Origin of the sequence: Mesorhizobium sp. M0159 (assembly GCF_040322295.1) — a bacterium.
Lineage (GTDB): Bacteria > Pseudomonadota > Alphaproteobacteria > Rhizobiales > Rhizobiaceae > Mesorhizobium.
The window spans coordinates 1-13130 of sequence record NZ_JAMYTF010000034.1 but is presented as its reverse complement, the minus strand read 5'-3'; the positions used below and the strand labels follow the sequence as shown (position 1 = coordinate 13130).

Annotated in this window: 11 protein-coding genes and 4 pseudogenes; 9 read left to right on the top strand and 6 right to left on the bottom strand. The window is 60.9% G+C overall.

Translation table 11 applies throughout. The annotated features are described in order from the left end of the window. The first annotated feature begins 122 nt into the window (after positions 1 to 122). On the top strand, positions 123 to 653 hold the full coding sequence (locus NKJ32_RS25845) for a GNAT family N-acetyltransferase (protein ID WP_352829248.1): 531 nt from the start codon (positions 123 to 125) through the stop codon (positions 651 to 653). Positions 654 to 835: 182 nt separating this feature from the next. On the opposite strand, the pseudogene NKJ32_RS35560 reads toward NKJ32_RS25845, so the two are convergent. Further along, a pseudogene (locus NKJ32_RS35560) lies at positions 836 to 1260 on the bottom strand (integrase); the annotation flags it as partial. 681 nt (positions 1261 to 1941) lie between these two features. On the opposite strand from NKJ32_RS35560, the pseudogene NKJ32_RS25835 reads away from it, so the two are divergent. After that, positions 1942 to 3142 (top strand): annotated as a pseudogene (locus tag NKJ32_RS25835) (IS256 family transposase). Here the strand turns inward: NKJ32_RS25835 and NKJ32_RS25830 are convergent. The 3 genes and pseudogenes from NKJ32_RS25830 to NKJ32_RS25820 all read right to left on the bottom strand — a co-directional run. After that, positions 3143 to 3709 (bottom strand): annotated as a pseudogene (locus tag NKJ32_RS25830) (IS6 family transposase); the annotation flags it as partial. A gap of 283 nt (positions 3710 to 3992) precedes the next feature. Then, positions 3993 to 5030, bottom strand: a complete 1038-nt coding sequence (locus NKJ32_RS25825) for an IS110 family RNA-guided transposase (RefSeq protein WP_352829224.1) — start codon at positions 5028 to 5030, stop codon at positions 3993 to 3995. A 118-nt stretch (positions 5031 to 5148) separates the two neighbouring features. Then, a protein-coding gene (locus NKJ32_RS25820) for an IS5 family transposase (RefSeq protein ID WP_502902699.1) occupies positions 5149 to 5948 on the bottom strand; the annotation gives its coding sequence in 2 pieces (ribosomal slippage) (positions 5149 to 5678 and positions 5678 to 5948; 801 coding nt in all). A 415-nt stretch (positions 5949 to 6363) separates the two neighbouring features. On the opposite strand from NKJ32_RS25820, the gene NKJ32_RS25815 reads away from it, so the two are divergent. The 3 genes and pseudogenes from NKJ32_RS25815 to NKJ32_RS25805 form a co-directional block, all read left to right on the top strand. Further along, positions 6364 to 7386, top strand: a complete 1023-nt coding sequence (locus NKJ32_RS25815; protein ID WP_352829222.1) for an NAD(P)-dependent oxidoreductase — start codon at positions 6364 to 6366, stop codon at positions 7384 to 7386. 12 nt (positions 7387 to 7398) lie between these two features. Beyond that, positions 7399 to 8487, top strand: coding sequence for a Gfo/Idh/MocA family protein (locus NKJ32_RS25810; RefSeq protein ID WP_352829220.1), 1089 nt, complete (start codon positions 7399 to 7401; stop codon positions 8485 to 8487). A 79-nt stretch (positions 8488 to 8566) separates the two neighbouring features. Continuing rightward, a pseudogene (locus tag NKJ32_RS25805) lies at positions 8567 to 9282 on the top strand (IS630 family transposase); the annotation flags it as partial. 82 nt (positions 9283 to 9364) lie between these two features. Here the strand turns inward: NKJ32_RS25805 and NKJ32_RS25800 are convergent. After that, positions 9365 to 9838 (bottom strand): DMT family transporter, encoded by a 474-nt coding sequence (locus NKJ32_RS25800; RefSeq protein WP_352829219.1) that lies wholly within the window; start codon positions 9836 to 9838, stop codon positions 9365 to 9367. Between the two features lie 634 nt (positions 9839 to 10472). On the opposite strand from NKJ32_RS25800, the gene NKJ32_RS25795 reads away from it, so the two are divergent. The 4 genes from NKJ32_RS25795 to NKJ32_RS25780 all read left to right on the top strand — a co-directional run bounded on the left by NKJ32_RS25795 (position 10473) and on the right by NKJ32_RS25780 (position 12651). Next, the gene (locus NKJ32_RS25795) at positions 10473 to 10727 is read left to right on the top strand and encodes an Lrp/AsnC family transcriptional regulator (protein WP_352829217.1); all 255 of its coding nucleotides are present in this window, start codon (positions 10473 to 10475) and stop codon (positions 10725 to 10727) included. Positions 10728 to 10859: 132 nt separating this feature from the next. Then, complete coding sequence (locus tag NKJ32_RS25790; protein ID WP_352829216.1) at positions 10860 to 11234, top strand: hypothetical protein; 375 nt, start codon at positions 10860 to 10862, stop codon at positions 11232 to 11234. A 177-nt stretch (positions 11235 to 11411) separates the two neighbouring features. Then, positions 11412 to 11660: a hypothetical protein gene (locus NKJ32_RS25785; protein ID WP_352829214.1), complete on the top strand. Its 249-nt coding sequence runs from the start codon at positions 11412 to 11414 to the stop codon at positions 11658 to 11660. Positions 11661 to 11730: 70 nt separating this feature from the next. After that, positions 11731 to 12651, top strand: coding sequence for an RHE_PE00001 family protein (locus NKJ32_RS25780; RefSeq protein ID WP_352829212.1), 921 nt, complete (start codon positions 11731 to 11733; stop codon positions 12649 to 12651). On the opposite strand, the gene NKJ32_RS25775 is transcribed toward NKJ32_RS25780, so the two are convergent. After that, on the bottom strand, positions 12635 to 13130 hold a 496-nt coding region (locus tag NKJ32_RS25775), incomplete at its 5' end, for an ATP-binding protein (RefSeq protein ID WP_352829210.1). The two genes, NKJ32_RS25780 and NKJ32_RS25775, sit on opposite strands and share 17 nt — an antisense overlap.

Genomic DNA, 13130 nt, shown 5'->3' with positions numbered 1-13130 from the left:
GTTAACGCTAACTGGCGGCAGAAGGTCATACGGAATTGGTTTATTTGAATTTGAAACTCGGCGCGGTCAACGCGTCTGTCCCGGGCAGGTGCGAAATGCGATCCAACGATTTTCGATGAGGCATTTCTTCGAATCGCACCGCCTACCTGCTCGCCGCTTCACCCCACTCGATCCCTGATGTCTTCGAGGCGATGTACGCCAAGCCCGAAGTCGCCCGTTTTCAAAGCTGGGAGACCTGCACCGAAGATGACGGATGGCGCATTCCTGGAATCGACGCGCTGCGCAATCCAGGCAATCCGGGATGGTTCCAGTTTGCTCTTGAGCGCAATGAAGATCGAAGGATTGTCGGCGATAGCGGCCTCAAGACATTCGAGGCGGATACTCGGCTGGCGCAGATCGGGTCCACTAGAGGGCAGCAATATTGGATTCACAGTTACGCTACCGACGCGGCCCGCAGTTTGATCGAATGCGCCCTCTACAATTTCCCCCATTCACCGCAACATTGCGTCCTGTCGACTGGCGCTGTCCGCGTTCTCGAAGAATCCGGCTTCGTGAAAGAGGCTCATTTCCGGCCATCTGAGTGGTTCAAAGGCGTGTGGACAGACGACGCGATCTATGCGCTCCGCTGGAGCAGGCTTGCGGCTGCGCTCTGAATATTCGAACTGAGACGCTTCCGGTCTTGTTGGGGCCCTTTCGACCTCGCGTATAACAGGGCACTGTCAGCTGTCCGAGTGTTTTCACTAATTTTTTTGCCATTTAGACGGCAGTCTATTTGATGCGAGGTAGCGAGTCCGCCGCGCAAATAGTCGACGGCAGAAAGGTCGTGCCACGGCCCCGGCGCGTTGAACTTTGCCACCAAGCCGCGCCATATCGTAAACGTCGACCCGTTCGACAGCCCGCCCGCGAACCGTCGAGGGCGCGTGCGGCCCGTCGCTGCGTAAAAGCCCCCTCGGGTTTCAGCGTCGCCGAGACGGCGGCCGGCATGCCGTGTGCGAGATCGGCTTCTCGCTTTGCGGGATCCCACAGATGATGCGCGACGAACTTGATCAGCAGCGCCTCCGGCGCCGGCTAGGGCAGGGGCTCCACACCTACGGCGGCCTGTCACCAGGCTTCAAGATAGCCGAGGTCTACGCAAGCGCCGTTAGCGAGTTTTCGCCAATACCTCGTTTGGAGCAGCGTCTCGATGTCGTCGTCGGACAAGATCCCGGCCAGAAACGCGCGGCGGTCGAAGGGCAGCACCGAATCCAACCCAGCCGCGATCGCGTGGCCGACGTCCGGATCAACCGCTGCCCGTGCGTCATCAGGAAGCACCAGGCACAGGGAAGGCCGTTGCGTATCGATCGCCTGGATGCGTTCCGTCAGCCGGTGCACCGAGACGCCTTCGTTGGCGAGCACCCGCTCAGTTGGCATTTTCATCGGCCACGGGATAAAGCCGATCTCGCGCCGGTCGCGCCCCTCAAGGTCGTGGATGTCGAAGGCCCAATGGGCAAAAATCCGGTGAGCGCAAGCGCAAGACCGCTCCAGTCGCCGCTCACCCCTAGCATCTGAACTTTAGCAATTCTTCCAGGACCTGATCAGTCCTGGCGGATCCAGGTGGACGAACCGAAGCGCTGTTTGGCTTGAAACGCCTCTCCCTCAAAATGGTCCCGTCCTCCTGAGCCTGTGCCCGCCGCAAGCGGGATGTTGGTGCCGCTGTTTCGAGCAGCGACCGTATATAAGTTGGATCTGGCTCGGATAAACGGGCCGCGTCATGCCATCGGGCTCAGACCATGGATTCGCAACACATCGAGAAGGTCAAAAAATGTTGCCCTGACATATCCGTTCCTACTTGACCTTCCCTCATATAAACAGCGCTGTAGCGAGCGAGCGGCGTAGCGGCGGTCATCGATGTTCTTCGGTAGGGTTGGGTTGCTGACACAACCTGATTCGAAGGAACCACCGATGACCAACGACATGATGAACCTGCGCACGCTCGTAGAGAAGACCCCCGATGCCGATATCCTGCGCGAGATGATCGGCTTTGCCGCCGAGCGGCTGATGGAGCTGGAGGTGGGCGCCGCCACCGGCGCGGCCCATGGCGGGAAGAACCCACTGCGGCTTGTCCAGCGCAACGGCTACCGCGACAGAGACTGGGAGACGCGGGCCGGCACCGTCGAGCTGCGCATCCCCAAGCTCAGGAAGGGCTCTTACTTCCCGAGCTTCCTTGAGCCGCGGCGCATGGCCGAGAAGGCGCTGATCGCCGTCATCCAGGAGGCCTACGTCCAGGGTATCTCGACGCGCTCGGTCGACGACCTGGTCAAGGCGATGGGCATGAGCGGCGTCTCCAAGAGCCAGGTCAGCCGGCTGTGCGAGGAGATCGACGGGCAAGGTGAAGGCCTTCCTCGACAGGCCCATCGAGGGCGACTGGCCCTATCTGTGGATCGATGCCACCTACCTGAAGGTGCGCCGCGGCGGACGCATCGTCTCGGTCGCCGTCATCATCGCCGTCGGTGTCAACGCAGACGGCCGGCGCGAAGTGCTGGGCATGGAGGTCGGCCCGTCTGAGGCCGAGCCGATCTGGACGGAGTTTTTGCGCAAGCTGACCCGCCGCGGCCTGCGCGGCGTCAAGCTCGTCGTTTCCGATGCCCATGAAGGCATCAAGGCGGCCGTCACCAAGATGCTGTGCGCGACATGGCAGCGCTGCCGGGTCCATTTCATGAGGAACGTGCTGGCGCATGCCGGCAAGAGCGGCCGCCGCGTCGCCTCGGCCTTCATCGCCACCGCCTTCGCCCAGGAGACGGCCGAGGCCGCCAGCACGCAATGGCGCGCCGTTGCCGACCAGATCCGGCCGAAGGTGCCCAAGCTCGCCACCATCATGGACGACGCCGAGCCCGACGTGCTTGCCTACATGACCTTCCCCAAGGAGCACCGTGCCAAGCTGCACTCGACCAACCCGATCGAGCGCCTCAACGGCGAGATCAAGCGGCGCACCGAGGTCATCGGCATCTTCCCAAATGACGACGCCATCGTCCGCCTGGTTGGCGCGATCTTGCTCGAACAGAACGACGAATGGGCCGTGCAGCGCGCCAGATACATGACGCTGGAAACCATCAGCCAGATGAGCGATGATCCTCTCATCAGCCTGCCAGCCGTGGCACGCTGATCATCCCGGCCCCTTGCCGGAGAGCGCGGCGACCAAGCCGTCAGCTACACCACGCCATGGGGCACGATCCAGGGATGGATTCCGATTGAAGGCGTACCTCGCCCGATGGTCCTGCTCAATGCGATTGTTGAGGTATTGGCTTTGCGGATCCGGATCGGATTCAGCCGGCGCCGGGAGCGATCCTGCAAGCGATTTGTAGCGTCGCAGGAAACGATCGCCTCCAGGTTGGTCTGGCTCCCATCGATGACAACGCGCTCGGGCCGGCCATGACGGTCCAGCGCCTTTCTGAGGAAGCGCTTGGCCGACGGCAGGTCACGTTGTGCGCTGGAATAGAATTCGACGGTGTCGCCGACGCTGTCGATGGCGCGATAGAGATACATCCACTGGCCGCGGACCTTTATGTAATATAAGTTTCGTCGACATGCCATTGGCTGTCACGCTACGCTTGCGCCGATTGAAGCGCTCCAGCAACAGGGGCGAGAAACGAACGGTCCAGCGGTGGATGGTCGTGTGATCGACGGCAATGCCGCGCTCGGCCATCATCTCCTCAAGATCGCGCAGGCTAAGAGTCCTCTCTGATTGGGGTCGTTTTGGTCAAGATGCTCCTGCACTTTTTTCTGGACCGTTCCGTGGGTCACTCGCTTCTCTTCGCGGTCAGCGCTTGGGCCGCCGCATGATGGGGTCAGTAGCGAGGCGTCTCAATCTGTTTCACGACCTTGCCACGCTTGGGCCGGCAGGTTCGGGACTCTCAACGAGATCGCCTCGCCCATCGTCCCCAGGGAACGATCCGGGCATCGCCCTTTCGGGCGAAGGCTTTGTTCGTGTTGCTTGCTCCTCGATCTGTCTCAGTTCATGCGGCCAAGTGAACAGGCTCCTTTCCAAAGCGGAACTCGGTCGCGTCGGCCCACATGCGATGCAGAATGACGGCCAGTTTGCGGGCGACCGCGACCCGGGCTCGCGCCATGCCGCGCCGCCTGGCGATGTTCATGCCCCATGCTCTGAGGCTCGACCACTTCTTCGATCGCACCAGCAGTGTGTGGGCCGCTTCATAAAGCGCGGTGCGTGCAAGTTCGTCGCCGCATCGGCTGATCTTTCCCTGGATGTCGGTTTCGCCGGACTGGTAGCGTGCCGGCGTCAGTCCCAGATGCGCCCCCACCGCCTGCGAAGAGCCGAACCGCTCAGGCCGGTCGATCGTGGCGCGGAAGGCGAGCGCGGTGATCGGCTCGAGGCCCGGCGCGCTCTTCAGCCGCCGGCAGACTTCTTCATTGCGGACGATGTCGAGAACCTGCTTCGTCAGGCGGGCGAACTCTCTCAGCATCACGCTGAGGATCGCCAGCAGCGGCTCGACCATCGCCATCACCTCGGCGTCAGCGCCCGTCAACTCACGCACGCGGCCGGCAAACGCGCTGCGCGACGGCAGGCCCAGCTTGACGCCGGCCTCGCGCAGGATCGCCCGCACTACGTTCTCGATCGAACGCATCTCGTTCAGCACCGTGCGGCGGGCAACCAGCAGCGAACGCCACAGCCGGCACTGCCTGCTCTTGACATGCACCTGCCGATACCAGCCAGTGCGCATGATCTGCGCCAGCGCGCGGGCGTCATTGCGGTCGGTCTTGTTGGGCATCGTCTTCATGGCTGCGTTGGCCTTCCGCGTCTCGATGCAGGTCGCCGGCAAGCCTTCAGCGTGCAGTCCATCGTGAAGCCAGGCCGTCAGCGAGCACGCTTCCAGGCCGATCCGCTCAAGCGGCAAGCCGGCCCCCCTCAGCGCTTCACACAACGCCTGCGGATCGCTCAACGTTCTCGCCTCCTTCACGATCCGGCCAGTCTCGTCGACAATGCAAATAGAGGTCTCTTCCAAAGACACGTCCAGTCCAGCAAAGTACTTCATGGCTGCTCCTTCCAAATGTTTGTGGCGACTCACATCGACCACGTTTTCACATTTCGACAGGAGCAGCCGCCATCATTTGGCTCGGTCGAGACCCCAATCACCCCATCTGTTTTGAAAATCAGGGACGGGCGTTTCTGCGGACAAGATTGCCGCCCATAGGGACGAGGATCATGCCGTGAGAGACGTCGATGCGCTGCTCGTAGTCGCGCACGAGGCGGCGCCATCGGGTCATCCAGCCGAAGGTCCGCTCGACGACCCAGCGTCGGGGCAAGACTTCGAAGCCCTTCTGGTCATCGGATCGACGGATGATCTCAACCACGAAGTCCAGATAGGCGGCCTTGTCCATGAGCTTCAGCCGATCGTAGGCGCCGTCGGCGAACAGGTGTTGCACCCAGGGCCAGCGCTTGCGGATGCCATCCAGAATCGCCTGAGCGCCGGCGCTGTCGGAGATATCGGCTGGCGTCAGGTTGACCATCAACAGCCGCCCATCCGTATCGACTGCGATATGGCGCTTGCGTCCGACAATCTTCTTTCCTGCGTCGTAACCCCTTGTTCCAGCTTGCGGGGCCTTGACAGACTGGCTGTCGATCACCGCCGCCGACGGGCTCGCCTCGCGTCCGGCCCGCTCACGATCCAGCATCAGCGCCCATCATGTACGGTCTGGAACAGAAACCGCCGCGCCAGCTCTCGAAACCAGCCATAGACCGTCTGCCAGGGTCCAAAGTGGATCGGCAGCATCCGCCAGCCGCAACCCGAACGGACCAGGTAGCGCACCGCATTGATCACCTCGCGAAAATCAACCTCGCGCGGACGGCCACGCCGCCCAGGCTTGGGCATCAGCGGCGCGAACTGCTCCCACTCCTCATCCGTCAAATCAGACGGGTAGCGCTTGGTCTTCTTGGCGATCTGGGCCATCATACTGCCGCAAGCTGCTCAGCGCGTTCCAGATGCTGTTCCTGACCAGGCCGGTTCTCTCGGTAAAATGCTTGGCCGAAATATATCCTCCATGCAGGCAGAGCTCCCTCAGGAGACGTATATTCGACTCTGTCCCTAAGTTAACCGACGTACCTTGCATTGACCCCTACTGTCGGGGTCGTCGAGTCCGCGACACGGTGATGTCTGGCTGGCGTGCCGCCGCGCTCTCAGTGAAGCCATTGAATAATATGCAGAACAGTTTTCCTGGGTCGCTTCCTGTGCAGTTGGCACGACTCTTGATGTTCGTTGTACGGCGGCAAAAGCCGCTAAATGGCACACTGGTTCATCTTATTTGATCTCTAGGAAAGGAGACAGCAATGAAGGTCGATATGTCAGAACTCGGCATAGTGAGGATACCGTGACCCAGATCAAAAGCGCGATCATCGTCAATCCCTATTTCGACGGCGTCTGGCCTTTCTCGGCGAATTACTGGCGCGACCTTTGGCGCGAGGCAGGCCCTGTGGAATTTGTGCGTCGCGACGGCACCGAACTCACAACATTCTTCCAGGACGTCCAGTCGGCCGACACCCGTCGTCTCGCGCTGCTCGGCGCTGAAATTGACTTGCAGGGCCTGGCAGCCTTCCCCCAACTCGAAGAGATTGGTCTCGGAGAGGTCGAGCTAAGCAAGGAGGTCGTCGAAGAAGCGCAGAGGCGGTCTATCAGAATCTACGCGCCCACTTCTGAAGGCTATTGGGGCCAGTCAGTGTCTGAGTTCGGCTTGGCACTTACGCTCGGGGCTCTGCGTCGCATTCCGCAAACTCACCGTCAGATCCTGACCGACCTGTCCCCGTGGGACTATGAGCCGGCCGCCAGCGGTCCCTGGCACGGCAAAAGAGGGTCGCAATTCGGCGACGATGCAAATTTCACGAACGGCACGATTGCCGGGAAGCGCGTTCGTGTCGTCGGCGTCGGCAACATTGGAAGCCGCTTCGCTTCGTTCTGCCATATGCTCGGCGCGGATGTGGCAGCCTGGGATCCCTTCGCTCAAGACCCTTGCTTCCATAGGGCTGGGGCTCGTCGTGAGTGGCATCTGTCTCAATTGGTGCAAGACGCTGAGATTTTTGTACCGATGCTTCCGCTGACGGATTCCACCAAGGGTCTCGTTACCGCTCCATTGATCGAAACTTTGCCAAAGGGTTGCTTGGTCGTACTCGTGACGAGGGCGACAATCTGTGACGTTCCAACGATCCGCCGACGCGTTCTTGCCAACGAGTTGGCGTTGGCGGCCGATGTGTTCGACATCGAGCCGTTGCCCCTCAACGATGCACTGCTGGGGCGTGACAACGTTGTCCATACTCCTCACAACGCTGGCCGCACAATCCATGCCAATGAGGAGTTTGTTCACAGCATCATCAGGCAGTTCCGCCCAGTTGACGTTTGAGGCGTTACGACGATGGCATCGAAAAAGCTCAATATCGCGATCGTAGGGCTCGGCTTTGGAAGCGAGTTCGTCGACATCTATCGGCAGCACTCGGACGTAGGTAACATTACGCTGTGCGACCGGCGGCAATCGCGTCTCAGGGACCAGAAAGCAAGTTTCGGTATCACTCGCCTTGCGAACAATCTCGACGAGGTGCTGAGTGATCCGGAAATAGACGCGGTTCATCTCTCGACTGGCATCCCGGACCACGCCCGTCAGACGATTCAAGTTCTTGGAGCAGGGAAACACTGCGCCTGCGCAGTTCCGATGGCTACCTCCATCAGCGAGATCCAGGCTATCATCGCGGCTGTCCACAAGTCCGGTAAGAAGTATATGTTGATGGAGACCCAAATCTATACGCGGGAATTTCTCCATGTGAATGAACTCGCTCGACAGGGTGTTTTTGGACGAGTTCAGTTCCTACGCGGGGCCCACTATCAAGATATGGAGAACTGGCAGCCCTATTGGGCCGGTTTGCCGCCCATGTGGTATGCGACCCACGCCGTCGCGCCTTTGCTTGCTCTCACGCAAAAACGTGCGGTGAAAGTGCACTGTTTTGGCAGTGGCCATCTACGGGAGGAGCTGCATAAGTCTTACGAGAATCCGTTCCCCATAGAAACTGCCATCTTCTCCCTGGAAGGCGATGAACCGCTGGCTATGGAAGTCTCAAGGGCACTTTTTCATTCGGCGCGGGCCTATACGGCAGCATTCACGGTTTACGGAGAGGACGCAGCTTTCGAGTGGCAACAGATCGAAGAAGAGGCGCCAGTGCTCTTCCGCTTGTCAAAACTGGGGGAATTTCCTGGCGCCAGACGGTCCGAGGCCGAGCGCATAAGTTTGCCCAGCTTCTCGCACTTACTGCCTGCCGAATTGATCCAGTTTGCTGACGGCTATAACGGGGGAGCCTACCCACACCTCGTTCACGAGTTCGTTCGGAGTATTGTCGAGAATCGGCGACCGTCAATTGATGAAGTAGCTGCGGCGAACTGGACCGCACCTGGCATTTGCGCACATGACTCGGCAATTCAGGGCGGTGCCGCTGTATATATTCCGCAGTTTTGATCACCTTCTAGTGGATTGATCGAGACAAAAGAGGCCGATTTTGGATTCTAATTTTAGTCGGAGTATGCGACTATGGTGCATGCGCAAAGGTATTACGTTTGAGGTTTCCGCGGCTGATCGAGTTCGTCTCAATGCAATCGTTTCGGCGGGCAGTTCGCCTCAAAAGCATGTGTGGCGGGCGAACATCGTCTTGATGAGCGACGAGGGTCTGAACCGTCGCGATCATGGAGGCGACGGCCAAGTCGAAGGCCTGCGTCTGGCGTTGGCAGGAACGCTTCATGGCGGAAGGTGTAGACGGTCTTTTGCGCGACAAGAGCCGGCCGCCCGGCACTGCGCCGCTTGAGGTTGACCTTGTTGACCGGGTGGTCACTCTGACTCTGGAAACGCCCAGGCAGGAGGCCACGCACTGGACCGTTCATGCGATGGCAAAGGCCGTTGGGATTCGCGGCGTCTTCGGTCGTCAAGATCTGGCACGAGCACGGCCTTGCGCCGCACCGCTGGCGCAGCTTCAAACTGTCGAATGACAAGGCTTTTGCCGAGAAACTGCACGACGTCGTCGGGCTCTATGTGTCGCCGCCGGCCCATGCCATTGTTCTTTCCGTCGATGAAAAGAGCCAGATCCAGGCGCTCGCCCGGACGCAGCCAGGACTTCCTTTGAAGAAGGGCCGCAGCGGCACGATGACCCATGATTACAAGCGCCATGGCACCACGACACTCTTCGCTGCCCTGAATGTTCTCGACGGCTCCGCGTGCTGTGACCTTTCTTCAGCGGATCGGCGGCGGCATTCTCATCGCTTTAGGCGTAAACCTAGCATTCGCACGCCAATGAGGCCGTCGATAGGTTAGGTGCGCTACGTTCGCCGGAAGCAACGTGCCCTCAGCGAAGATGAATCGTGTGCAGCTTCGCGATCTCGCGTTCGAGCTTGCTTGTAATGTCCTTTCGCTTATGGACGATCGACTTTCCACCCGAGTGTCTGGACCCGCCATAGGTCGCCAGAACAGCCCCAGCGAAATAGATCATCAGACCCGTCATCGTGGCCGGTGCGTAAGCCACGCGACCTTCAACAATCTGAAACATGAAAACGAACAGTGGACCGAGCGCCGTGATCGCGGCCAGTGTCAGGGTGGACATCAGCGATATCGCCTTTTGCATCGCAAAGACCGGAAACGCCATGATCACAAAGCCGATCACGATAACAGCTAGGAGCTCGCCGGGATCAACCGGACCCTTCCCATCGAGGCCGAGCCATGCGGCCGGGAGCGCCACCATCACGTAGAGCGGAAACCGCAGTCCATATTGCACAGCCGGTGCGATGCCGAGGCGATTGAGCCTTTGGCTGTAGATCATCATCGCCGCGAGACTGATGGGCAGACACACAGGTCAACAGCAGTCCGGCGATCGCGATACTCCAGCCGCCTCGCACGAAGCCTGATTGTCCAAGCAGCGTGATCGCCGCCAGATACCCAACGCCGATCACCACAGCGATCAGGCCAACGCCTTCGACCCGGTTGCGCAGCGGGGATGCTTCCGGAATCCCGCAAGCCGAGGCGACCAGGATGGCAATGGGTATCAGCCCTGAAAACACGGTGAAGACCACAGCCGGTTCGATCATTTGAAGCGCGAAGAAATATGCAATCCAGACAAGGGCCGTCGAGAGGTTCAACCCGAACAGACTGGCTCCATTGGCCCATGCAGTTTTCAGTTGCTCCGGAGTCCGCACCTTCGCCCAGATCAGCGCTCCGGCAGCGGTGAATCCAAAATACTGCCCCGCCGATCAGGAACGAATCGTATTCCTGAAATACGCCACCAAAAAACAGGCCTGTGCCGCTTCGAGGATCACAAAGGAAAAGGCCCCGATCAGCCCGAGCGTTGCACGGTTCATCGTCTCACCACACCAATTTTTATTTTGATACGGCGAAAGTGGCGAATAAGGTGGCCAAAATATCCGAAAAAATGGCGTTTCAGACCACAGGAGGCGCTGAATATGGACGAGCTGGACTTGCGGATCGTGGCCGTGCTTCAGGCCGACGGTACGCTCACCAAGGCGGAGCTGGCTGAGGCGGTCGGCTCGACGCCTTCGACCTGCCTGCGCCGGGTCGCGGAGCTGCGGCGAACGGGCGTCCTGAAAGCCTGCGTCTATCTCGCGGACCCGGCCAAGCTCGGGCGCGGCATTCGGGCTGTTGATCCCATCATAGCCGCCCTCGCGGTTATCATTTGCGTGCAGCGTCGTGAGGCGTGATCTTCGTCGTTTCCTTATAAGTCTCGACGGGGGACGCCGATGGTCGATCACGAGTTTGAAAACCAGGTCCGTGCGGATGGAGCGCATGTGCCTGCTGACTTGCAAGCCCCTGTCGATGATGTGGATCGCAGCATGGGCGAGGTGGTCAAGGTGACGCCGCTCGCCATGGGAAGCTACGACAGCAATGCTTGGCAGTCCGAGCCGGGCATCGAGCGATACCGTCCGCTCGAAGGCGCGGCCGCCGGGCCGGAAACCGAGGTGCGCAAGCGGCCCGGCACTGTCGAGGTGTCGTTCGAGCTTCCCGACGACCGGCAGATCGTCGAGCAGGTGGTCGAGACGATATTCCAGGCGCACAGCTATCCGAAGCCGGTCATCAGGATCCGGACCGTTCTCACCAGCCGCTCCAAGGGCCTCGACGACAGCGCCAATCCGAACCGCTGGTGGAACACGACCGGCGACTGGAAGAAGAAGGCCGGCCAGTCTGGAACAGATATCGTGCGGGAATGAGCGCGACCGAATATCGGCTCGGCCTAGTGCTGGTCACGGCGTCGGCGGTCGCCTGGAGCACGGCGGGCTTCTTCACGCGGCTCATTCCGCTGGATAGCTGGACGATGCTCGCCTGGCGCGGCATCTTCGGTGCGATCGGCATCGCCATGGTGATGCTCGTTTGGAGCGCGGTGGCGCGTGGCGCAGCTTCCGCGACATGGGCTGGCCCGGCACACGACGGTCGCGCCTGTAGCCGTGATCTATGCGACGGTTCCGTTCATGCCGGCCGCCTGCCTGTCGGCGCTGCTGAGCGGACTGGTCTGCTGGCCGTTCGGAGAGCCGCTGGCCGTCTCCGGCTACGAACTGTTTCTGCTGGCGCTGTTCGGCCTCGTGACTCGGCGGTCGGCCTTGCACTGTTCACGCTCGGCGCAAGGCTTCTGCCCCTGATCGTGACGGCGTCAGAACATGATGTTCGGGCCATCGAAATCGGGAAGTAAAAGCGACAGCAACCGAGGCTTTGGCGCGGCTCGACGAGCGGCTGGCCCGCTCGCCCGTCCGCGACGGTTTAGTCGAGCGCCAGCACTTTGCCGACACGGCCGCAGCACTTTGGCTCGAGGGCGAGCTCGTCCACCTCGAGGACCTCGTCCTGCACGACGCCCACATGGACATCGGCACCCCAACCCACGAGCTCACCCGGGCGCATGCGATCCTGCGAACCCGCCGGCGGATTTTTGCGAACAAGCCGGACTGGGCACTCGGCCGCGACGGTTTTTTGGCCCTGACCGGCCGCGGCGGCGCGACGGCGGCATCGGAACAAAAAAGCTGGGAAGGGCAGGGGGTTCCTGCCGCCAGCGCCGTTGAAGCCGATGCTCGGGATGACGCAGAGGACGACCTGCTGGCCGAAGAATTTGCCGAGATCGATGCCGTCCTGGCGCGCTCCTCGAAGATTCTCAGTGGCGCCGACGTGCCGGCGAAGACACAGCGTTCAGACGACCGACCGGACCTGATCCACGATCTCGATTGGAATGAAGACGAACGGCTGGCCGAATGGCGGGATGTGATTGCCGGGACACGCGATCTGCCGGTCGTCCTACGCGGCGCGATCCTGTTCGAGGCATGGCAAGACATCGAGGTGCTGCAGCACGCCGCCTGGATCGGACCGCTGCTCGTGGCCGCACTGTTGGGGCAGGAAGGTCTTGCCGCTGGCCATCTCGCCTGCCTGCATCTCGGCGCCAAAAACTTCCGCGTGAACGGCGGCGGGCGCGCAATTGTCAAACGGCTTCCAAAACTGACCCCCGATCGGCGTCCAATTTTGACCCCCCCCTATGGAATGCGCGGCGGTCGGCGTTCGCCCGGGCGGAGCTGGTCAGGGTTGCACAGCCCGGGCGAGCGCGGATTGCGCTTGGCAGCTGATGGGGTGATCAGGCGCGGTTCTTGAAGCGCCAGGACTCGTTTCCGGTCTCGATAATCTCGCAATGATGGGTGAGACGGTCGAGGAGCGCTGTCGTCATCTTGGCGTCGCCGAAGACGGCGGGCCATTCGCCGAACGCCAGGTTGGTGGTGACGATGATCGAGGTCCGTTCGTAGAGCCTGCTGATCAGGTGGAAGAGCAATTGCCCGCCGGCTTGCGCGAACGGGAGATAGCCGAGTTCATCGAGCACGACGAAGTCGAGCCGCGTGAGGTAATCGGCGATGCGGCCCTGCTTGCCGCCGCGGTGCTCTGTCTCGAGCCGGTTGACGAGATCGACGACGTTGAAGAAGCGGCCACGTGAGCCGTTGCGGATCAGGGCGCGGGCAATGGCGATTGCCAGATGCGACTTGCCGGTTCCGGTCGGACTGGGCTCATAATGCCCGTTATCAGGATGGCGAGGCAAAGAAGATTGTCCGTTACGCCTTTCATCCACGTTCGGGCGGGGA

What these genes read in the sequence shown, in the direction of transcription:
- NKJ32_RS25825 (WP_352829224.1), bottom strand. Translation starts at nt 5,030, where the DNA reads ATGAAGTACTTTGCTGGACTGGACGTGTCTTTGGAAGAGACCTCTATT.
- NKJ32_RS25810 (WP_352829220.1), top strand. Translation starts at nt 7,399, where the DNA reads ATGGCATCGAAAAAGCTCAATATCGCGATCGTAGGGCTCGGCTTTGGA.
- NKJ32_RS25800 (WP_352829219.1), bottom strand. Translation starts at nt 9,838, where the DNA reads ATGATGATCTACAGCCAAAGGCTCAATCGCCTCGGCATCGCACCGGCT.
- NKJ32_RS25795 (WP_352829217.1), top strand. Translation starts at nt 10,473, where the DNA reads ATGGACGAGCTGGACTTGCGGATCGTGGCCGTGCTTCAGGCCGACGGT.
- NKJ32_RS25790 (WP_352829216.1), top strand. Translation starts at nt 10,860, where the DNA reads ATGGGCGAGGTGGTCAAGGTGACGCCGCTCGCCATGGGAAGCTACGAC.